This window comes from Citrobacter sp. Cpo040 (assembly GCF_030332915.1).
GTDB lineage: Bacteria > Pseudomonadota > Gammaproteobacteria > Enterobacterales > Enterobacteriaceae > Citrobacter > Citrobacter portucalensis.
The window spans coordinates 226946-246258 of the sequence record NZ_JAOWGX010000035.1; the positions used below are offsets into that span (position 1 = coordinate 226946).

The 19313-nt window shown below is 52.7% G+C and carries 19 protein-coding genes; 11 read left to right on the forward strand and 8 right to left on the reverse strand.

What is annotated here, in order from left to right; all coding sequences use genetic code 11:
• Nucleotides 1-100: 100 nt before the first annotated feature.
• The 6 genes from OGX86_RS14015 to ghrB all read left to right on the forward strand — a co-directional run bounded on the left by OGX86_RS14015 (nt 101) and on the right by ghrB (nt 6017).
• Nucleotides 101-763, forward strand: coding sequence for an OmpA family lipoprotein (locus OGX86_RS14015; RefSeq protein WP_003827397.1), 663 nt, complete (start codon nt 101-103; stop codon nt 761-763).
• Nucleotides 764-867: 104 nt separating this feature from the next.
• Complete coding sequence (locus OGX86_RS14020; protein WP_128316453.1) at nt 868-1884, forward strand: LacI family DNA-binding transcriptional regulator; 1017 nt, start codon at nt 868-870, stop codon at nt 1882-1884.
• A gap of 99 nt (nt 1885-1983) precedes the next feature.
• Nucleotides 1984-2733, forward strand: a complete 750-nt coding sequence (locus OGX86_RS14025) for a sugar phosphate isomerase/epimerase family protein (RefSeq protein ID WP_128316452.1) — start codon at nt 1984-1986, stop codon at nt 2731-2733.
• 3 nt (nt 2734-2736) lie between these two features.
• Nucleotides 2737-3675, forward strand: coding sequence for a sugar kinase (locus tag OGX86_RS14030; protein ID WP_048215329.1), 939 nt, complete (start codon nt 2737-2739; stop codon nt 3673-3675).
• 64 nt (nt 3676-3739) lie between these two features.
• Complete coding sequence (locus OGX86_RS14035; protein ID WP_048215328.1) at nt 3740-5020, forward strand: MFS transporter; 1281 nt, start codon at nt 3740-3742, stop codon at nt 5018-5020.
• 22 nt (nt 5021-5042) lie between these two features.
• Entirely contained in the window at nt 5043-6017 is a 975-nt protein-coding gene (gene ghrB / locus OGX86_RS14040) for a glyoxylate/hydroxypyruvate reductase GhrB (protein WP_048227295.1), read from the forward strand.
• 58 nt (nt 6018-6075) lie between these two features.
• Here ghrB and OGX86_RS14045 read toward each other — a convergent pair whose 3' ends face one another.
• Nucleotides 6076-6786, reverse strand: a complete 711-nt coding sequence (locus OGX86_RS14045; protein WP_003827386.1) for a DUF3053 domain-containing protein — start codon at nt 6784-6786, stop codon at nt 6076-6078.
• A 380-nt stretch (nt 6787-7166) separates the two neighbouring features.
• Between OGX86_RS14045 and OGX86_RS14050 the strand changes: the two genes are divergently transcribed.
• The 3 genes from OGX86_RS14050 to cueP all read left to right on the forward strand — a co-directional run bounded on the left by OGX86_RS14050 (nt 7167) and on the right by cueP (nt 8676).
• A complete protein-coding gene (locus OGX86_RS14050; protein ID WP_003827383.1) occupies nt 7167-7457 on the forward strand; it encodes an HTH-type transcriptional regulator in 291 nt (96 codons plus the stop codon).
• A 279-nt stretch (nt 7458-7736) separates the two neighbouring features.
• On the forward strand, nt 7737-7949 hold the full coding sequence (gene cspE, locus OGX86_RS14055) for a transcription antiterminator/RNA stability regulator CspE (RefSeq protein WP_000014594.1): 213 nt from the start codon (nt 7737-7739) through the stop codon (nt 7947-7949).
• A gap of 187 nt (nt 7950-8136) precedes the next feature.
• Nucleotides 8137-8676, forward strand: coding sequence for a copper-binding periplasmic metallochaperone CueP (gene cueP / locus OGX86_RS14060; RefSeq protein WP_032945331.1), 540 nt, complete (start codon nt 8137-8139; stop codon nt 8674-8676).
• 66 nt (nt 8677-8742) lie between these two features.
• Here the strand turns inward: cueP and glyS are convergent, their stop codons facing one another.
• The 3 genes from glyS to OGX86_RS14075 all read right to left on the reverse strand — a co-directional run bounded on the left by glyS (nt 8743) and on the right by OGX86_RS14075 (nt 12137).
• Nucleotides 8743-10812 carry a glycine--tRNA ligase subunit beta gene (glyS, locus tag OGX86_RS14065; protein WP_008786433.1) on the reverse strand — a complete coding sequence of 690 codons (2070 nt, stop codon included), beginning with the start codon at nt 10810-10812 and terminating at the stop codon, nt 8743-8745.
• Between the two features lie 9 nt (nt 10813-10821).
• The gene (gene glyQ, locus OGX86_RS14070) at nt 10822-11733 is read right to left on the reverse strand and encodes a glycine--tRNA ligase subunit alpha (protein WP_001168551.1); all 912 of its coding nucleotides are present in this window, start codon (nt 11731-11733) and stop codon (nt 10822-10824) included.
• 95 nt (nt 11734-11828) lie between these two features.
• Complete coding sequence (locus tag OGX86_RS14075) at nt 11829-12137, reverse strand: YsaB family lipoprotein (protein ID WP_020996059.1); 309 nt, start codon at nt 12135-12137, stop codon at nt 11829-11831.
• Between the two features lie 172 nt (nt 12138-12309).
• On the opposite strand from OGX86_RS14075, the gene OGX86_RS14080 reads away from it, so the two are divergent.
• A complete protein-coding gene (locus OGX86_RS14080) occupies nt 12310-13305 on the forward strand; it encodes an acyltransferase (RefSeq protein WP_286640221.1) in 996 nt (331 codons plus the stop codon).
• Here OGX86_RS14080 and yiaB read toward each other — a convergent pair.
• The 3 genes from yiaB to xylA form a co-directional block, all read right to left on the reverse strand.
• On the reverse strand, nt 13302-13667 hold the full coding sequence (yiaB, locus tag OGX86_RS14085; protein ID WP_048227297.1) for an inner membrane protein YiaB: 366 nt from the start codon (nt 13665-13667) through the stop codon (nt 13302-13304). The genes OGX86_RS14080 and yiaB overlap by 4 nt on opposite strands.
• 167 nt (nt 13668-13834) lie before the next feature.
• The gene (gene xylB, locus OGX86_RS14090; protein WP_103014696.1) at nt 13835-15289 is read right to left on the reverse strand and encodes a xylulokinase; all 1455 of its coding nucleotides are present in this window, start codon (nt 15287-15289) and stop codon (nt 13835-13837) included.
• A gap of 71 nt (nt 15290-15360) precedes the next feature.
• Nucleotides 15361-16683, reverse strand: a complete 1323-nt coding sequence (xylA, locus tag OGX86_RS14095) for a xylose isomerase (RefSeq protein WP_003024252.1) — start codon at nt 16681-16683, stop codon at nt 15361-15363.
• Nucleotides 16684-17044: 361 nt separating this feature from the next.
• Here xylA and xylR point away from each other — a divergent pair, with 361 nt between their 5' ends.
• Nucleotides 17045-18223: a D-xylose utilization transcriptional activator XylR gene (gene xylR / locus OGX86_RS14100; protein WP_286640222.1), complete on the forward strand. Its 1179-nt coding sequence runs from the start codon at nt 17045-17047 to the stop codon at nt 18221-18223.
• 44 nt (nt 18224-18267) lie between these two features.
• Here xylR and OGX86_RS14105 read toward each other — a convergent pair whose 3' ends face one another.
• Complete coding sequence (locus OGX86_RS14105) at nt 18268-19092, reverse strand: protein bax (RefSeq protein WP_008786441.1); 825 nt, start codon at nt 19090-19092, stop codon at nt 18268-18270.
• Nucleotides 19093-19313 lie beyond the last annotated feature (221 nt).

Sequence of the window (19313 nt, forward strand, 5' to 3'; positions counted from 1 at the left end):
AAATTTCAGAGTCTTCCCTGGAATTTTCTTCATGTTCACACGTCATAATCAACCGCCACGGTCGCTGTGGCAAAGAAGAAAAAGTCATTAAGGAATTAAGATGAAGAAACGTGTATTTGTTATTGCTGCCATCGTGAGCGGCGCCCTGGCGGTTTCTGGCTGCACAACAAACCCTTACACCGGCGAACGCGAAGCAGGTAAATCCGGCATTGGCGCAGGTATTGGCTCTCTGGTCGGCGCGGGCATTGGCGCACTCTCTTCTTCGAAGAAAGATCGCGGCAAAGGCGCACTGATTGGCGCAGCGGCTGGCGCGGCCGTTGGCGGTGGTATCGGCTATTACATGGACGTGCAGGAAGCGAAACTGCGCGAAAAAATGCAGGGAACGGGCGTCAGCGTGACGCGCAGTGGCGATAACATCATTCTGAACATGCCAAACAACGTCACCTTCGACAGCAGCAGTGCCAACCTGAAGCCTGCGGGTGCTAACACCCTGACCGGCGTGGCGATGGTACTGAAAGAGTACAATAAAACCGCCGTCAACGTGCTGGGCTTCACCGACAGCACCGGCAGCCAGGATCTGAATATGCGTCTGTCACAGCAGCGCGCAGACTCCGTAGCCAGCGCCTTGATCACTCAAGGGGTCGCAGCTAACCGCATCCGCACTCAGGGTATGGGCCCGGCAAATCCGATCGCCAGCAACAGCACAGCGGAAGGTAAAGCGCAAAACCGCCGCGTAGAAATTACCTTAAGCCCGATCCAGTAACGTTTTGTGCCGGATGGAAGCAGACCGTATCCATCCGGCATGAAGCACTTGCCATCGTTGATTTTCGCGTTAAGGTGTTGTCACCAAATTCAGGGAAATCAGCGATGAGCAAATCAACACGGGCAACCATCAGCGATGTGGCGAAAGCTGCAAAAACCGGCAAGACCAGCATTTCACGTTATCTCAACGGTGAAAAGCACCTGCTTTCCGACGCGCTGCTGGCCCGCATTGAACAAGCCATTGCCGATCTCGACTACCGTCCCAGCCTGATGGCAAGAGGCCTGAAACACGGTCGTACCCGCCTGATTGGCCTGATCATCGCCGATATTACTAATCCCTACTCCGTCAACGTGCTAAGTGGTATTGAAGCCGCCTGTCGCGATAAAGGCTTTACCCCGCTGGTGTGTAACACCAACAACGAAGTGGATCAGGAACTGCATTATCTCGACCTGCTGCGCAGCTACCAGGTCGAAGGGATTGTGGTCAACGCCGTCGGGATGCGCGAAGAGGGGCTGAACCGCCTGCAACAGTCTGCGCTGCCGATGGTGCTGATTGACCGTAAAATTCCCGATTTCGCCTGTGATATGGTCGGGCTGGATAACACCCAGGCGGCAACGGTTGCCTCCGAGCATCTGGTAGAGCAAGGTTTTGAAGCCATCCTGTTCCTCAGCGAACCACTCGGCATGGTGAATACCCGCCGCGAACGCCTGAGCGCTTTTCGTGCCACGCTCGCGCAATACCCCGGCGTGATCGCGCAAAATGCCGAAGTCCCGCTCACGGACAATACGCAACTGGACGACACCCTGCGCCAGTTTCACCAGCAGCATCGTGGAATGCGCAAAGCCGTTATCTCTGCCAACGGTGCCCTCACGCTACAAGTAGCCCGCGCCCTGAAACGCATTGGACTCAACTGGGGGAGCGACATTGGCTTACTCGGCTTTGACGAACTGGAATGGGCTGAGCTGGCGGGCGTCGGTATTACCACGTTGAAACAACCCACCTGGCAGATTGGTTACACCGCCGTTGAGCAGGTTGTGCGCCGGATTGATGGCGGATCCGCTGCCATTCAGGAACAGGTCTTCTCCGGCGAGCTGATCGTGCGCGGCTCTACCGCCCGTTAAATTACCTTCGTGATGGTGATCATAAATTCGACATCATAGACTTTTCTTTGGAACCGGTTCCATCTAGCGTTATAACAAGAACGCTAGTCTGGAGTTTCCATGAAAAGAAAAATTATGGTGGTCACCGCCGCTTACGGTCACGACCAGGTACGGGCCGCAGGCGGGCAAACGGCAATGCTGCCCATCATCGCTGAAGCCGGTGCTGACGGCGTCGAAATCCGCCGCGAGCTATTAACTGACGCCGAGCTGAAGACGCTGTCCACGATGGCCTCTGCGATCGAAATCTTCGGCCTGCTGGCCTGTTACTCTGCGCCTGAACCGTTGTTCCTTGAGGACGGTAGCCTCAACCCCCGTCTTCCAGAACTACTTGAGGAAGCGCAGGCCTTGCAGGCACTGTGGTTAAAAGTCTCCCTCGGCCATTTTTCCCATACCGAACAGTTCGACGTTCTACGCCAATGGCTGGACAACAGCGGAATGGAGCTGGTTGTCGAGAACGATCAGACCGACTGCGGACGCCTGCAGCCGATGCAGCGCTTTAACGAAGCCTGTCAGACGCAAAACCTGCCGATATCTTTAACCTTCGATATGGGCAACTGGCTGTGGGTGGGCGACTCCCCGGAACTGGCGGCGCAGAACCTGGCGTCAACCGTTGGGTATATCCATGTTAAAGCCGCAGTTGCACATCGCGACAGCTACCGCGCCGTACCGCCAGATACCGCCGATCCGCGCTGGCTGGCGCTGCTAAAAACGCTGCCCAACGATGTCCCACGCGGCATTGAGTTCCCCCTGGAAGGGCAGGATTTGGTGGCGGTTACCCGCCGCTACGTCGAGCTGTTACGCGAGGAGTAACGCATGAAAAATTCACTGGATGTGGTCACTATTGGTGAAGCGATGGCGATGTTTGTCGCCACGCAAACCGGCGAACTGGCGGATGTGGAGCAGTTTATCAAGCGCGTTGCAGGCGCGGAGCTCAACGTGGCGACCGGTCTTGCCCGTCTGGGCCTGAAGGTCGGTTGGGTGAGCCGTGTAGGCAACGACAGTTTTGGACGTTTTATCGTTAAGTCGCTGGAAAAAGAAGGGATTGATGCGCAGGGAGTCACCCAGGACGGGCGTTACGCTACTGGCTTTCAGCTTAAATCTAAGGTCGAAAATGGAACCGATCCCATTGTGGAATATTTCCGTAAAGGTTCCGCTGCCAGCCACCTCAGCATTGAGGATTACCACGAGAACTATTTTGCCAGCGCACGTCACTTGCACCTGAGCGGCGTGGCAGCCGCGCTTTCTGCCAGCTCCTATGAACTTCTGGCGCATACCGCCCGCACGCTGAAAGCCCAAGGGAAAACCATCTCCTTTGACCCAAATTTGCGCCCGGTATTGTGGAAAAGCGAAGCCGAAATGGTGGAAAAACTGAACCGCCTGGCATTTCAGGCTGACTGGGTTTTACCTGGGTTAAAAGAGGGCATGATTTTAACCGGTCAGCAGACGCCTGAAGCCATCGCCGACTTTTATCTGCGCCATGGGGTGAAGGCTGTGATCGTCAAAACCGGGGCTGATGGCGCCTGGTACAAAACCGCCAGCGGCGAACAGGGCTGCGTGGCACCGGTAAAAGTCGACAACGTGGTCGATACGGTCGGCGCAGGCGATGGCTTTGCCGTGGGCGTTATTAGCGCCCTGCTGGAAGGCCACTCGGTGCATCAGGCGGTGACACGCGGCAATAAAATTGGCGCACTGGCCATTCAGGTTCAGGGCGACAGCGAAGGATTACCCACACGTGAACAATTAGGGGAATAAACTCCCGGCCAACTCTGTACCCTACATACAGAGGCGGCGTATCAGCATAACCAGAGGGCAGTCTATGAATAGCTCAACTAATGCAGCAAAACGCTGGTGGTACATCATGCCAATCGTGTTTATCACGTATAGCCTGGCGTACCTTGATCGCGCGAACTTCAGCTTCGCCTCCGCCGCCGGTATCAACGAAGACCTCGGCATTACCAAGGGGATCTCTTCCCTGCTGGGCGCGCTGTTTTTCCTCGGCTATTTCTTCTTTCAGATCCCGGGCGCAATTTACGCTGAACGCCGCAGCGTACGAAAACTGATTTTTGTCTGTCTGATCCTCTGGGGCGCATGCGCGTCGTTAACCGGCATGGTCAGCAATATTCCAATGCTTGCCGCCATCCGCTTTATTCTTGGCGTCGTTGAAGCCGCCGTGATGCCGGCAATGCTGATTTATATCAGCAACTGGTTTACGAAATCTGAACGCTCGCGCGCAAACACTTTCCTGATCCTCGGTAATCCGGTCACCGTTCTGTGGATGTCCGTAGTTTCCGGTTACCTGATTCAGGCGCTGGGCTGGCGAGAAATGTTCATCATCGAGGGCTTCCCGGCCATCATCTGGGCGTTCTGCTGGTGGGTGCTGGTAAAAGACAAACCGTCTCAGGTCGGTTGGCTGTCAGAATCTGAAAAAGCCGCGCTTCAGGCACAACTGGAAAAAGAGCAGCAAGGCATCAAAGCCGTACGTAACTATAGCGAGGCTTTCCGCTCACGTAACGTCATCCTGCTGTGTATGCAGTATTTCGCCTGGAGTATTGGCGTTTATGGTTTTGTCCTGTGGCTGCCGTCGATTATCCGCAACGGCGGCGCAAACCTGGGGATGGTGGAAGTTGGTTGGCTGTCATCCGTACCGTATCTGGCGGCGACAGCGGCGATGATCCTCGTCTCCTGGGCGTCCGATAAGCTACAAAACCGTAAGCTGTTTGTCTGGCCACTGTTACTGATCGCGGCGTTCGCGTTTATCGGCTCCTGGGCCGTAGGCGCAGACCACTTCTGGATTTCTTACACGCTGTTGGTTATTGCAGGCGCGGCAATGTATGCCCCCTATGGTCCCTTCTTCGCCATCATCCCGGAAATGCTGCCGCGCAACGTCGCCGGTGGAGCAATGGCGCTGATCAACAGCATGGGCGCGCTAGGTTCATTCTTTGGTTCATGGTTTGTCGGCTACCTCAATGGCGCTACCGGCAGCCCGTCCGCCTCGTACATTTTTATGGGGGTAGCGCTTTTTGTCTCAGTGTGGCTAACTTTAATTGTTAAGCCTGCTAATAATTCCCAAATTCCGGTTGGCGCACGCCACGCTTAAATTTTAACTTACGGAGATTCGCATGAAGCCGTCCATTATTCTCTATAAAGCGTTACCTGACGATTTACTGCATCGCCTGGAAGAACATTTTACTGTGACTCAGGTGCCTAACCTGCGCCCGGAAACGGTCGCACAGCACGCCGACGCTTTTGCCAATGCAGAAGGTCTGCTGGGCTCCAGTGAAGCCGTCAATACCGCTCTGCTGGAGAAAATGCCCAGGCTGCGTGCGACATCCACGATTTCCGTAGGCTATGACAACTTCGACGTCGATGCCCTCAACGCGCGTAAGGTGCTGTTGATGCACACGCCAACCGTGCTGACGGAAACCGTCGCCGATACGGTAATGGCGCTGGTGTTAAGCACCGCACGCCGCGTAGTGGAAGTTGCCGAACGGGTAAAGGTTGGCGAATGGACCAAAAGTATCGGACCGGACTGGTTTGGTACCGATGTACACCACAAAACGCTGGGGATTGTCGGTATGGGCCGCATTGGGCTGGCGCTGGCACAACGTGCGCATTTCGGCTTTAGCATGCCGATTCTCTATAATGCGCGCCGTCACCATCAGGAAGCAGAAGAACGCTTCAATGCACGTTACTGCGACCTCGATACGCTGTTGCAGGAGTCTGATTTTGTCTGCCTGATCCTGCCGTTAACCGACGAAACGCATCATCTGTTCAGCACCGAGCAGTTTGCAAAAATGAAGTCTTCCGCCATTTTTATTAACGCCGGACGTGGCCCGGTGGTCGATGAAAAAGCGTTGATTGCCGCCCTGCAAAAAGGCGAAATTCATGCCGCTGGCCTGGATGTATTTGAGCAAGAGCCATTATCGGTAGACTCACCTCTACTGTCACTGCCCAACGTGGTGGCCGTACCGCACATTGGTTCAGCCACGCACGAAACGCGCTACAACATGGCGGCCTGTGCGGTGGATAACTTAATCGATGCGCTGCAAGGACGCGTTGAGAAGAACTGCGTAAACCCGCAGGTCGCATCATAAACAAAAGGCCGGGTAGCGCTTACGCTCACCCGGCCTTTCATGCATTACCGTATCTTAATTACTGAGCGGCATTCACCGCAGCAGTCCAGGCCTGATTAAATGCCTGATGCTGAGCAGCCAACGGGCCAATCAGCGTATTGTACTGACTTGCCTGCTGTGACGTTGGGAACTGGATACCGTTGGCGACAAAGCTCACCTGAGTATCCTGCTGTGCCACAAAATCACCAACCTGCACCAACTGCTGCGTGAAAATTTGCGCGGCAGGGATCAGCGGCTGTAAGGCCTCTGCTGGTGCAGTAACAACTTTGTTGTACACCTGATCAAAGACCGGCTTCAGATCTTCGCCCTGCTTCAGCGCGCCATGCGCAGCATCTGCCTGTAGTTTCGCATTCTGCAACTGTTGCCCTAATACACCTAGCGCACCATTTGCCTGACGCAGCGGCTCACGCTGAGTCACATAATCCTGAGGAACACGAATCGCATTTACGCTATCAACCACCGGGCGCAGACCGGAGTCCATCGCCTGATTAACCTGCTGCGAATAGCCATACAGAATCGCGTAATCGGACACAAACGGGCCAAACTGTTTTTTCTGATCGGCGGTCAGCGTTGGTAAACGCTCTCCGCTACGCATTGCAGTATTCTGCAGAAAATCGATAAACGCTTTGCGTTGATCGCCTTCTTTATCAAAACACCCACTCAGGCCAACTACCATTAAGAGCGCCAAAACAGGCGCAAACCAGCGAGAGCAGGACTTACCTGTCGCCATTTTAATACTCCTTTCACCCAAAAATGCGCACAACGACACCCGCGTGCCTGACGTTGACAAGGATAGTCCAGGTCAGCCCCGCAAGATACCCTTTCCGCGTAATCTTGTGGGGGAAAATAACCGTTCCCGCCACCGTTCGTTTTGCTAAACAATGCTGCATTTACCACTCAGCGTCATATTTTAGTCATCTTTACAATCGGAATCGATCGTTCGGAGATCCTGACCTTTATCAGTTCGTTAGCCAGCAATAGATTGTCACCTGCGATCCGCTGAAACGAATCCATCACGCAAACCTTAAATCCGGCTTCATTTTTTCCGACTACTCTTAATGAGCTTCGAAGAAATTCACGATCCCGCTGTGTGATTTGTAGGAGTTCTCAATGGAATACAAAGATCCTATGTTTGAACTGCTAAGCAGTCTGGAGCAGATTGTTTTTAAAGATGTATCGCAGACGGTCACTCTGCCGCAAAAAACCAACCCTTTCACCGAATTTGAACAGCTACGACGAGGGACAGGTTTAAAAACAGATGATTTCGCCCGAGTGATGGGCGTGACGGTCGCGATGGTTCATGAATGGGAGTCTAAACGCGTAAAGCCTTCCACTACCGAATTGAAGTTAATGCGCCTGATTCAGGCAGACCCTAGGTTAAGTAAGCAACTGATGGATTGAACTATTTTTCAATTTTGCTCAAGAACGGTCCTGTAACAGGGCCGTTCTCTTACGAAGGTTATCCACAAAAAAGAAAATAGTAGTTGCATCCACATGCGTAAAATGAGTTAATGCCCTCAACGGTTTGACGTACAGACCATTACAGCAGTTAGTAAGGCAAGTCCCTTCAAGAGTTATCGTTGATACCCTTCGTAGTGAGCATTTCCTTTACTGTTAAAAAATCTGTAAAGCACGCCATATCGCCGAAAGGCACACTTATTTTTTAAAAGGTAATACACTATGTCCGGTAAAATGACTGGTATCGTAAAATGGTTCAACGCTGACAAAGGTTTCGGCTTCATCACTCCTGACGATGGCTCTAAAGACGTGTTCGTACACTTCTCTGCTATCCAGAACGATGGCTACAAATCCCTGGACGAAGGTCAGAAAGTTTCCTTCACCATCGAAAGCGGCGCTAAAGGCCCGGCAGCTGGCAACGTAACCAGCCTGTAAGCTTAAAAAGCTCAAAATTCTGAATCCCTGCCAAACGGCGGGGATTTTTTTATCTGTATTTTGTAAGTCTCCCCCTCCCCAACGCTTCTTTGCATTACTTTACCCGTCGTCCCTTTGACCTTTCCCTAAGGGCAAGCTTTATAGTGAGCCAGTCTATATTCCACAATTTTCACAAGGAATTGAAGCTATGTCGAAATCCTCACTGCTGCTGATTTTAGGTTTGCTCACCACTGGTACTGCTTTCGCGGCAACGCCGGAAGCTACTTTTCTGGCCGAACACGGGCTTAGCGGGAAATCCGTCGAACAAATCGTAGAGACGATTGATCAGTCACCGCAGAGTCGCCCGCTGCCGTACTCAGCGTCCATCACCAGCACCGCGTTGAAGCTCTCTTCGGGCGATCAGGTTTATACCCTGCCGCTCGGTGACAAGTTCTATCTGTCGTTTGCCCCGTATGAATGGCAAACACATCCTTGTTTCAACCACAGCCTTTCTGGCTGCCAGGGCGAAATGCCGGAGAAGACATTCAATGTCAAAGTGACGGATAACAAGGGTGATGTGGTGGTACAAAAAGCGATGAAGAGCGGCCGAAATGGCTTTGTCGGGGTATGGCTACCGCGCAATATGGAAGGCACCATCGCAGTGAGCTACAACGGTAAAACGGCGGAGTATCCTATTAAGACGATGGAAGACAGCCAGACCTGTCTGACAAAATTGCAGTTGCGCTAACAACATAAAAAAATGCCGGATAAGGCGAAGCCACCATCCGGCATTTTCTAAGTCAGCGCAGGGCCGTTACTGCAGCAGAGAAATATCAGCCACGCGCAGGAACAGCTCGCGCAGTTTTTCGAGCATAGACAGACGGTTAATACGCAGATCTTTATCTTCTACGTTGACCATCACTTTCTCGAAGAACGCATCAACCGGTTCACGCAGTTCCGCCAACTCAACCAGCGCTTCCTGGTAACGACCGGCAGCGAAGACAGGCTCCAGCTTATCGCGCAGCACAACCACCTGCATCGCCAGCGCAATTTCTTCCGGCTCTTTCAGCGTTGCCGCATTCACGCGGTCATTCAGCGTCTCTTCAGACTTCGCCAGGATGTTCGATACACGCTTGTTCGCGGCAGCCAACGCGGACGCGGCTTCCAGCGTACGGAAGTGCGAAACCGCCTTCATACGTGCGTCAAAATCAGCCGGACGAGTCGGACGACGTGCCAGTACGGCCTGAATGGTGTCGACGGTATAACCTTCGTCCTGATACCAGGCGCGGAATCGACCGAGCATAAAGTCGATAACGTCATCCACCACGTTGGCGTTGGTCAGCTTGTCACCATACAGACGAACCGCTTCTTCGGTCAGCGTTTGCAGATCCAGATTCAGGTTCTTCTCAACGATAATACGCAGCACACCCAGCGCAGCACGACGCAGCGCAAACGGGTCTTTGTCGCCTTTCGGATGCTGACCGATACCGAAGATACCCGCCAGGGTGTCCATCTTGTCAGCAATCGCCACGGCACAAGCTACCGGGTTCGACGGCAGGTCATCACCAGCAAAACGCGGCTGATACTGCTCGTTCAGCGCAACAGCTACATCTTCCGCTTCACCATCGTGACGCGCGTAGTGCATGCCCATCACACCCTGGGTGTCGGTGAATTCGAAGACCATGTTGGTCATCAGATCGCACTTGGACAGCAGGCCAGCACGCGTTGCGTGGTTAACATCAGCGCCAATCTGACCAGCAATCCAGCCCGCCAGCGCCTGGATACGATCAGTCTTGTCGCGCAGCGTACCCAGTTGCTGTTGGAACAGCACGGTTTGCAGACGCGGCAGATGGTCTTCCAGACGTTTTTTACGGTCGGTATTGAAGAAGAACTCGGCATCCGCCAGACGCGGACGAACGACTTTCTCGTTACCGGAGATAATCTGGATCGGATCTTTCGATTCGATGTTGGCAACGAAGATAAAGTTCGGCAGCAGTTTGCCGTCGTTCGCGTATACCGGGAAGTACTTCTGGTCACCTTTCATGGTGTGAACCAGCGCTTCAGACGGAACTGCGAGGAATTTCTCTTCGAACTTCGCAGTCAGCACTACCGGCCATTCCACCAGCGAGGTGACTTCTTCCAGCAGGCTTTCGCTCAGGTCAGCGTTACCGCCAATCTTACGCGCTGCTTCTTCAGCATCGGCTTTGATTTTCGCTTTACGCTCAGCGTAATCCGCAATTACTTTGCCGCGCTCACGCAGGATTTCCGGGTACTGATCGGCAGAATCGATGGTGAATTCCGGCTCGCCCATAAAGCGGTGTCCGCGGATCACGCGATCGGACTGAATGCCCAGAATCGTTGCCGGAATCACTTTGTCGCCCAACAGCAGGGTCACGGTGTGAACCGGACGCACGAAGTGGACATCAGACGCGCCCCAGCGCATCAGTTTCGGGATAGGCAGCTTCGCCAGTGACGTGGCGATCATGTTTGGCAGCAGCGTTTCTGCGCTTTCGCCTTTTACATGCGCACGGTACAGCAGCCATTCGCCTTTGTCGGTAGTCAGACGCTCAGCCTGATCAACCGTGATACCGCAGCCACGTGCCCAACCTTCTGCCGCTTTGCTCGGTTTGCCTTCAGCGTCAAACGCCTGAGCAATGGCCGGACCGCGTTTTTCAACTTCGCGATCGGGTTGAGATTCCGCCAGATTCGCGACTTTCAGCGCCAGACGACGCGGCGCAGCGAACCACTCAACGTTGCCGTGCGCGATGCCAGCGTTATCCAGCTCCGCGGTAAAGTTTGCAGCAAAGGACTCAGCCAGGCTGCGCAGTGCTTTTGGTGGCAGCTCTTCAGTGCCGATTTCCACCAGAAAAGTTTTCTCAGACATGGCCGCCTCTTATTTGTCTTTGTTGCACATCGGGAAGCCAAGGGCTTCACGGGAAGCGTAATAAGCTTCTGCCACTGCTTTGGTCAGGGTGCGAATGCGCAGGATATAGCGCTGACGCTCGGTGACGGAGATGGCTTTACGCGCATCCAGCAGGTTGAAGCTATGGGCGGCTTTCAGAATACGTTCATACGCAGGCAGCGGCAGCGGATTTTCCAGCGCCAGCAGCTGCTGCGCTTCTTTCTCGTACTGCTCGAAGCAGGTGAACAGGAAGTCCACGTCGGCGTATTCGAAGTTGTAGGTGGATTGCTCCACTTCGTTCTGATGGAACACGTCGCCGTAAGTGGTTTTACCCAGCGGGCCGTCGCTCCAGACCAGGTCGTAAACGCTATCTACGCCCTGAATGTACATGGCCAGACGTTCCAGACCGTAAGTAATTTCCCCGGTTACTGGTTTACATTCCAGGCCACCAACCTGCTGGAAGTAGGTGAACTGCGTCACTTCCATACCGTTCAGCCACACTTCCCAACCCAGACCCCAGGCACCCAGCGTCGGGTTTTCCCAGTTATCTTCCACGAAACGGATATCGTGAATGGTCGGGTCCATACCCAGTTCTTTCAGAGAACCCAGGTACAGCTCCTGAATGTTGTCCGGAGACGGCTTAATCACTACCTGGAACTGATAGTAGTGCTGTAAGCGGTTCGGGTTTTCGCCATAGCGGCCATCGGTCGGACGACGAGAAGGCTGCACATAAGCAGTCGCCATCGGCTCCGGCCCCAGCGCACGCAGGCAGGTCATTGGGTGAGATGTTCCCGCGCCGACTTCCATGTCCAATGGTTGAACGATGGTGCAGCCCTGGCGAGCCCAGTAATCCTGTAAGGTCAGGATCAAGCCCTGGAAGGTCCTGGTATCAAACTTTTGCATATTATTTCGTGCTGGATACGTGTGGATTTAAAGGAAGCGGTCAGTATACCCGCTGGCTGCAAGATATACAGTACGAAACGGGAAAAAGGGGGAACTTAGCGCATGGAAAGGTGCAAAAACTGCCCGTCTGCATCAAAAGAGCAGACAAAACTCTCTTTACGGAAGGTAGAACCACGCATCTCATAGCTGCCCTGGAATTGCTCCAGGCCGGAGATATCAATTTTCTGCGCGCCAGTGTTGTAGCGTTGCGCCGCCTCATTTTTGCACAATGACTCCATATCCAGCGAACGTGTGGCACTGACCTTAACCTTTTGCGCTTTCTGCGCAGGTGCAGACGATTGTGTGTCAGCGCACGCTACCAGCAAAAGGGCAGCGATCGCGGGAAAGAAATACTTCATCATCATTTTATTACCGCCTGGTTTGCTGGTCAGTCTTATTATTAGTGTCTGGAAACAGATCCTATTTTGAGAATCTCATCAGACCATCTCAAGCTTTAGCGTAAGAACTCGGATTATTCCAGTGAGCTACGTTCGCAAAATATCGGTCAGACTTTTTTTAATGGACACAGAGGAACTGATGCAGCCCAAAATTTTCTGGATTGATAACCTGCGCGGGATAGCCTGTTTAATGGTCGTGATGATCCACACCACAACCTGGTACATCACCAATGCGCAAAGCGTCAGCCCGTTGAATTGGGATCTGGCTAACGTGCTCAATTCAGCCTCTCGCGTCAGCGTTCCGCTGTTCTTTATGATTTCGGGCTATCTGTTCTTTGGTGAGCGTAGCGCCAAACCGCGCCATTTCCTGCGCATCGCGATCTGCATTCTGTTTTACAGCAGCGTGGCGCTGGTCTATATCCTGCTGTTTACCTCGATCAACGCTGAGCTGTCGCTGAAGAACCTGCTGCAAAAGCCGGTGTTCTATCACCTGTGGTTTTTCTTCGCGATCGCCGTCATCTACCTGGTTTCTCCGCTGATACAGGTGAAAAATATCAGCGGCAAGATGCTACTGGCGCTCATGGTTGTCATTGGGGTGATTGCCAATCCCAACACCGTCTCGCAAAAAATCGGCGGCTTTGAGTGGCTCCCAGTCAACCTGTACATCAGTGGCGATACTTTCTATTACATCCTGTACGGCATGCTGGGCCGGGCGATTGGCATGATGGATACGCAAAAGCGTGCGCTCAGCTGGCTCTGTGCGGCGTTATTCATTACCGCAGTGTTTATTATTTCTCGTGGCACATTGCATGAACTGCGCTGGCGAGGCAATTTTGCCGACACCTGGTACCTCTACTGCGGCCCAGCGGTATTTATTTGCGCCGCCTCGCTCCTGACGCTGGTCAAAAATACGCTCAGCGCACGTACTCTGCCGCTACTGGGCCTTATTTCTCGCCATTCATTGGGCATTTATGGTTTTCATGCGCTGATCATTCACGCACTACGTACCAACGGAATTGAACTCAAAAACTGGCCACCGCTGGATATACTGTGGATTTTCAGCGCCACGCTGGCAGGAAGTTTACTTTTGTCTATTCTGTTGCAGCGTATTGATACGCGTAGGCTGGTGAGTTAGGTGTCTCCAGGCAGCGCCTGATTACGCGAACGCTGCAGTAAAAATTGCCCCATTAAACAGACGAAGAATGCTGCCGGGTATAACCCTATTTCGAAGGGCGCCAACGGGGCATTCCACACCCCCACCAGCAACAGCCCTGCCGTGATGAGCGCAACCATCTGACACACGGAAGCGAAGCGTTCATCGTTTTGATTGAGATTTACTGCGCGCTGATAGGCATACGTTACGAACATCCCCGTCATCAGCGCCCCCAAAAAATACCCCTTGCCGCTCAATAACGGGCATGCGCGCCATAAACCGATACTGTAAGTCAGTATGCCTGAGAGGAATAATATCCATGGCAACAGCCTGGTTGTCTTCATTGGGATCTCCTTATCCATCATGGATACAATATGAATAACCCGCTAAAGACAACACAGAAAAAAGCGACTACACAGGACTTTCAGAATACATCCATACGTGTAACTTATTATTTTCGTGGATATATATATGCGGCAAATTCCCCTCTGCTAGCCAGAGGGGAAAGTGGTCAGGACATCAGCGGTTGCAATTGCTGATAGATACGACGGAAAGTTTCTCGACGCTGTTGATAACGAGCATGACGCTCCGCGTCAGGATAATGCGCCTGCTCCAGCGTAAGCTGAGGCAGTAACTCTGATAACGACGTTTGCGGATTCATGGCAACTTGCGCCAGGCGCGCCGCGCCGAGAGCAGGGCCAACGTCACCGCCGGTACGGTAATCCAGCTGCAATCCGCTGATGTCAGATAGCATCTGACGCCAGTATTCACTACGCGCCCCACCGCCGATCAGCGTAATGCTGGCGGGCTGAATGCCACAGGCATGTACCACGTCCATACCGTCAGCCAGCGCAAAACCCACACCTTCCAGCACCGCCTGTGCCAGTTCTGCCGGACCATGCTGATGCGTCAGACCGAAAAATACGCCCTTGGCCTGCGGATTGTTATGCGGCGTACGCTCGCCGGACAAATAAGGTAAAAACCAGACCGGCTCCGCGTGTTCATCCGCCTGTTGCGCAGCGTCAATCAACGCAGGAACGCTCGCCAGTCCGGTTAATTTTGCCGCCCAGTCCAGACACGATGCCGCACTTAACATTACAGACATCAGATGCCATCGTTCAGGCAAAGCATGGCAAAAACTGTGAACCGCACTTTCCGGTTTGCTAAGGAAACCATCACTCACCGCAAAATAGACGCCGGATGTCCCCAGCGAAAGCATCGCCTGACCGGCATTCATCATGCCTACGCCAACCGCGCCCGCCGCGTTATCACCACCTCCGGCAACAACCGCAACCTCCTGCATTCCCCAGGCTTTAGCGACGTCTGGCAATAAGGTTCCGGTAATCTCGCTGCCTTCATAGAGCGCAGGCATATGTGCGCGAGTCAGTTTACAGGCAGCCAGCATGACATCGCTCCAGTCACGCTTCGCGACATCCAGCCACATTGTCCCTGCCGCATCAGACATATCGCTGGCAAAATCACCGGTCATGCGCAAACGCAGGTAATCTTTCGGCAGCAGGACTTTATCAATCTGGTTGAAAATCTCCGGCTCGTGGCGTTGCACCCACAGCAGTTTTGGCGCGGTAAAGCCAGGCATCATCAGGTTGCCGGTGATGGCACGAGACTGCGGAACCTGACTCTCCAGCATCACGCACTCTTCAGCACAGCGGCCGTCGTTCCATAAGATAGCCGGACGCAATACCTTCTGTCGTTCATCCAGTAGCGTAGCGCCGTGCATCTGCCCGGCAATCCCTAACGCTTTCACCTCGCGGAGTGAATGCTGCTGACCCAGTGCTTTTACCGCGCGATCCGTTGCCAGCCACCACTGCTCTGGGTCTTGTTCTGACCATAACGGGTGCGGGCGCGAGACGGTGAGTTTCTCCGTTTTTGAAGCCACCACATCGCCCTGCTCATTGAGCAGAATGGCCTTTACGCCTGATGTGCCAAGATCTATCCCGATATACATAAGGCATCGTTCCTTAAAGAAAGGCCCGGTAGCGCTAGCTGACCGGGCTTACGGACGTTCTCAGAGACCCGTTATTTGTCGAACAAATAATGGTTTACCAGATTTTCCAGCAATTCCTGATGACCGCTCTGGTGCACTGGCGCCAGGTTGTGTTGTTCAGCGTACTGCGCAATTTCTGTCAGCGTCATCTGGCCTTTCAGAATTTGCTGGCCCAGCTCACCATTCCAACCGGCATAACGTTTAGCCACACGCTGATCCAGACCACCGTCTTCAATCATACGGGCCGCAATTTTCAGGGACAGCGCCATGGTATCCATCGCGCCAATATGACCATAGAACAGATCGTATTTATCGGTACTCTGGCGACGTACTTTGGCATCAAAGTTCAGGCCGCCGGTAGTGAAGCCGCCCGCTTTCAGGATTTCGTACATCACCAAGGCATTCTCTTCTACGCTGTTCGGGAACTGGTCGGTATCCCAGCCCAGCTGTGCGTCACCGCGGTTGGCATCGACAGAGCCAAACAGACCCAGCGCGATAGCGGTGGCGATTTCGTGATGGAACGAATGGCCTGCAAGCGTAGCGTGGTTGGCTTCGATATTCAGTTTGATCTCTTTTTCCAGACCGAACTGCTTGAGGAATCCGTACACGGTTGCCGCATCGTAGTCGTACTGGTGCTTGGTCGGTTCCTGCGGTTTCGGCTCGATAAGCAAAGTGCCCTGGAAACCGGTTTTGTGTTTGTGTTCCACGACTAATTGCATGAAACGACCAATCTGCTCACGTTCCTGACGCAGATCGGTATTCAGCAGTGTTTCATAACCTTCACGGCCGCCCCACAGAACGTAGTTTTCACCACCTAACTTGTGCGTGGCATCCATGGCCGTAACCACCTGCGTGGCGGCCCAGCTGAACACTTCTGGATCTGGGTTTGTGGCCGCACCCGCACCGTAGCGTGGGTTAGTGAAGCAGTTTGCTGTACCCCACAGCAGCTTCACGCCGCTCTGTTCCTGTTTTGCCGCCAGCACATCAACCATCTGCGCAAAGTTGTTTTTGTACTCTTTCAAAGACGCGCCTTCCGGCGAAACATCCACGTCATGGAAGCAGTAGTAAGGCACGTTCAGCTTGTGGAAAAACTCAAATGCCACATCCGCTTTGCGTTTCGCCAGCGCCAGAGCTTCACCAGGCTGCTGCCATGGACGATCGAAAGCGCCCATACCGAACATATCCGCCCCGTTCCAGCAGAAGGTATGCCAGTAGCAGGCCGCAAAACGCAGATGATCTTCCATGCGCTTGCCCAATACGATTTCGTCAGGGTTGTAATGGCGAAATGCGAGCGGGTTGGTGGATTGAGTGCCTTCGAAACGAACACGATCGAGTTGGTCAAAATAAGCCGGCATAATAAGCTCCATAATCAGGTAATACGGCAAGTAAACTGCGATATGGCTATACTGGAATTTCCTGATTTATTGCTCAATTACGTTATTTCACACCGCCATTAAGAGAATACCCAAACGTGCGCTGGCTCCCAAAAAAACGCGCTAAATAAAGAAATAAAAAAGCGATCGCGATCGAAGGTTAGTCATTAAACAAAAAACCGTAATGCGCAGATAAAAAATGACAATTGTCATCCCGCGACCAGTATGTAAATTTTGCGTAGCCTCAGGCAATCAGGAATTTTGTCACGCTTCATCAAGCAGTCGTACCTGCGGTTTTGCTAGTATCGACAGGCCCACGTTAACCTTTCCAGGACAGGTTCTTATGTTTGATAAACGTCACCGCATCACTCTGCTATTTAATGCCAATAAAGCCTACGACCGCCAGGTGGTAGAAGGTGTGGGTGAATATTTACAGGCATCGCAATCCGAGTGGGATATATTCATTGAGGAAGATTTCCGCGCCCGTATCGATAATATTAAAGACTGGTTAGGCGACGGCGTTATTGCTGATTATGACGATGATGATATTGCGCAATTACTTGCCGATGTTGAAGTTCCCATCATCGGCGTTGGAGGCTCCTACCATCTGGAGCAAGATTATCCACCGGTACATTACATCGCCACCGACAACCATGCGTTGGTAGAAAGCGCTTTCCTGCACCTGAAGGAAAAAGGGGTTAACCGCTTTGCATTCTATGGTCTGCCATCGTCAAGCGGCAAACGCTGGGCCGCGGAACGTGAATATGCGTTTTGCCAGTTGGTTGCCAAAGAGAAGTACCGCGGCGTTGTCTATCAGGGGCTGGAAACCGCACCGGAAAACTGGCAGCACGCGCAAAATCGTCTGGCGGACTGGCTACAAACACTACCGCCGCAAACCGGTATTATCGCCGTTACCGATGCACGGGCACGACACGTCCTGCAAGTTTGCGAACACCTGCATATTCCGGTTCCGGAAAAGCTGTGTGTGATTGGGATCGACAACGAAGAACTGACCCGCTATCTGTCGCGGGTGGCGCTTTCATCCGTGGCTCAGGGAGCCAGGCAGATGGGGTATCAGGCCGCTAAGCTCTTACATCGTTTACTGGCAAATGAAGAGCTGCCGCTGCAACGTACACTGGTTCCTCCGGTGCGCGTCATTGAACGCCGCTCAACCGACTACCGTTCATTAACCGATCCGGCGGTGATTCAGGCGATGCACTTTATCCGCAACCATGCCTGTAAAGGTATTAAGGTTGAACAAGTGCTGGATTCAGTGGGGATTTCTCGTTCGAATCTGGAGAAGCGTTTTAAAGAAGAAGTTGGAGAGACTATCCACGCCGTGATTCATGCCGAAAAGCTGGAAAAAGCGCGCAGCCTGTTGATATCTACCACGCTTTCAATCAACGAAATCTCACAGATGTGCGGCTATCCGTCTCTGCAATACTATTATTCGGTCTTTAAGAAAGAGTATGACACGACGCCCAAAGAGTATCGCGATGTGAACAGCGAAGTGTTGCTGTGAGGATTATTGCCGGATGCGGCGAAGCCGCCATCCGGCACACAGAATTACATATGCGCGGCGATTAAACGCTGGTTATCCTGATACATTGCGAACAGATAGTTGTTGTAGCTCTGTCCTTTAGTGGAATAACCCTTCAGCTTATGAATCATCGCGGTAGCGGTGACTTCCTGATCGGCTTTACGCAGCTGCGCACGTGACTTACGGAATGAAGAGTAAGCCGGATGCGTGTTCAGGTTGATGACGTAAGCATTCACCGACTCTTTCACAGATTCAAACTGTGAGTAGCCTTTCACCTTACCCGGGGCATTGTTACAACGACCTTTGCCACATTTCATGCCAAACAGGTTGTTGTTGCTACGCGCCAGCTTCGACGTACCCCAGCCACTTTCAGCCGCAGCCATGGTTGCCACCATACTGGTCGGGATAATGTCTACGCGCTCAAGCAGCGTATTCCATGGGATTTTACGCGTGTTGCCAGACCAGCTCACCTTGTAGCGCTTCGCGATGTCTTTCATACGCGTACGCTCAGTCGGTGACCAGCGGTTCTGGTACTGTTTTGAAATCAGCCAGTTACGGTCCGCCGTAATGGCAGCATTTTGACTGGTAATATAAGGCATAACCGTCCGGAGAAACGCTTTTTTCCTTGGTGTTCCGGAAGGGTATTTTCGCAAATCAGGAAGTGAACTACTCTTTGCACTATTGCGAGAATACTCTTGTTTACTGCTTACCTGTGTATTACTTGTCTTGATTACCTGGGGCTTGTGACTCGTTGTCGCCGTGTGTGTCTTTGCCAGCACCTCACCCGAAAATGCAACGGTGAGTAACATAAGAATCATTGCCCCATATCGTCGAATGGGAGTCAATATCATTAGGTCTCCTGGTCGGATTTATACATTCCAACACCTTATATTTTTCACAAAAATGAGAGATGAATCTCAAATCATATCAAAAATAGCCGTCAAGAGCACCCAAAGGAATAGTCCAATTCTGAAACTATGTCACGCATTAACGGTTCAGGGTGCTATTAATTCGAAGAAAATGTGGAGGTTATCGCAAAATAAGTTCATTTTTTGCGCGCGATCGCTCACCC

Excerpts from the sequence above, each read along its gene's own strand:
- cspE (WP_000014594.1), top strand. The coding sequence starts at position 7,737 with ATGTCCGGTAAAATGACTGGTATCGTAAAATGGTTCAACGCTGACAAA.
- glyS (WP_008786433.1), bottom strand. The coding sequence starts at position 10,812 with ATGTCTGAGAAAACTTTTCTGGTGGAAATCGGCACTGAAGAGCTGCCA.
- xylR (WP_286640222.1), top strand. The coding sequence starts at position 17,045 with ATGTTTGATAAACGTCACCGCATCACTCTGCTATTTAATGCCAATAAA.
- cueP (WP_032945331.1), top strand. The coding sequence starts at position 8,137 with ATGTCGAAATCCTCACTGCTGCTGATTTTAGGTTTGCTCACCACTGGT.
- OGX86_RS14035 (WP_048215328.1), top strand. The coding sequence starts at position 3,740 with ATGAATAGCTCAACTAATGCAGCAAAACGCTGGTGGTACATCATGCCA.
- OGX86_RS14045 (WP_003827386.1), bottom strand. The coding sequence starts at position 6,786 with ATGGCGACAGGTAAGTCCTGCTCTCGCTGGTTTGCGCCTGTTTTGGCG.
- OGX86_RS14105 (WP_008786441.1), bottom strand. The coding sequence starts at position 19,092 with ATGATATTGACTCCCATTCGACGATATGGGGCAATGATTCTTATGTTA.
- xylB (WP_103014696.1), bottom strand. The coding sequence starts at position 15,289 with ATGTATATCGGGATAGATCTTGGCACATCAGGCGTAAAGGCCATTCTG.
- OGX86_RS14050 (WP_003827383.1), top strand. The coding sequence starts at position 7,167 with ATGGAATACAAAGATCCTATGTTTGAACTGCTAAGCAGTCTGGAGCAG.
- xylA (WP_003024252.1), bottom strand. The coding sequence starts at position 16,683 with ATGCCGGCTTATTTTGACCAACTCGATCGTGTTCGTTTCGAAGGCACT.
- OGX86_RS14030 (WP_048215329.1), top strand. The coding sequence starts at position 2,737 with ATGAAAAATTCACTGGATGTGGTCACTATTGGTGAAGCGATGGCGATG.
- OGX86_RS14020 (WP_128316453.1), top strand. The coding sequence starts at position 868 with ATGAGCAAATCAACACGGGCAACCATCAGCGATGTGGCGAAAGCTGCA.
- ghrB (WP_048227295.1), top strand. The coding sequence starts at position 5,043 with ATGAAGCCGTCCATTATTCTCTATAAAGCGTTACCTGACGATTTACTG.
- OGX86_RS14025 (WP_128316452.1), top strand. The coding sequence starts at position 1,984 with ATGAAAAGAAAAATTATGGTGGTCACCGCCGCTTACGGTCACGACCAG.
- glyQ (WP_001168551.1), bottom strand. The coding sequence starts at position 11,733 with ATGCAAAAGTTTGATACCAGGACCTTCCAGGGCTTGATCCTGACCTTA.
- OGX86_RS14080 (WP_286640221.1), top strand. The coding sequence starts at position 12,310 with ATGCAGCCCAAAATTTTCTGGATTGATAACCTGCGCGGGATAGCCTGT.
- OGX86_RS14015 (WP_003827397.1), top strand. The coding sequence starts at position 101 with ATGAAGAAACGTGTATTTGTTATTGCTGCCATCGTGAGCGGCGCCCTG.
- yiaB (WP_048227297.1), bottom strand. The coding sequence starts at position 13,667 with ATGAAGACAACCAGGCTGTTGCCATGGATATTATTCCTCTCAGGCATA.
- OGX86_RS14075 (WP_020996059.1), bottom strand. The coding sequence starts at position 12,137 with ATGATGATGAAGTATTTCTTTCCCGCGATCGCTGCCCTTTTGCTGGTA.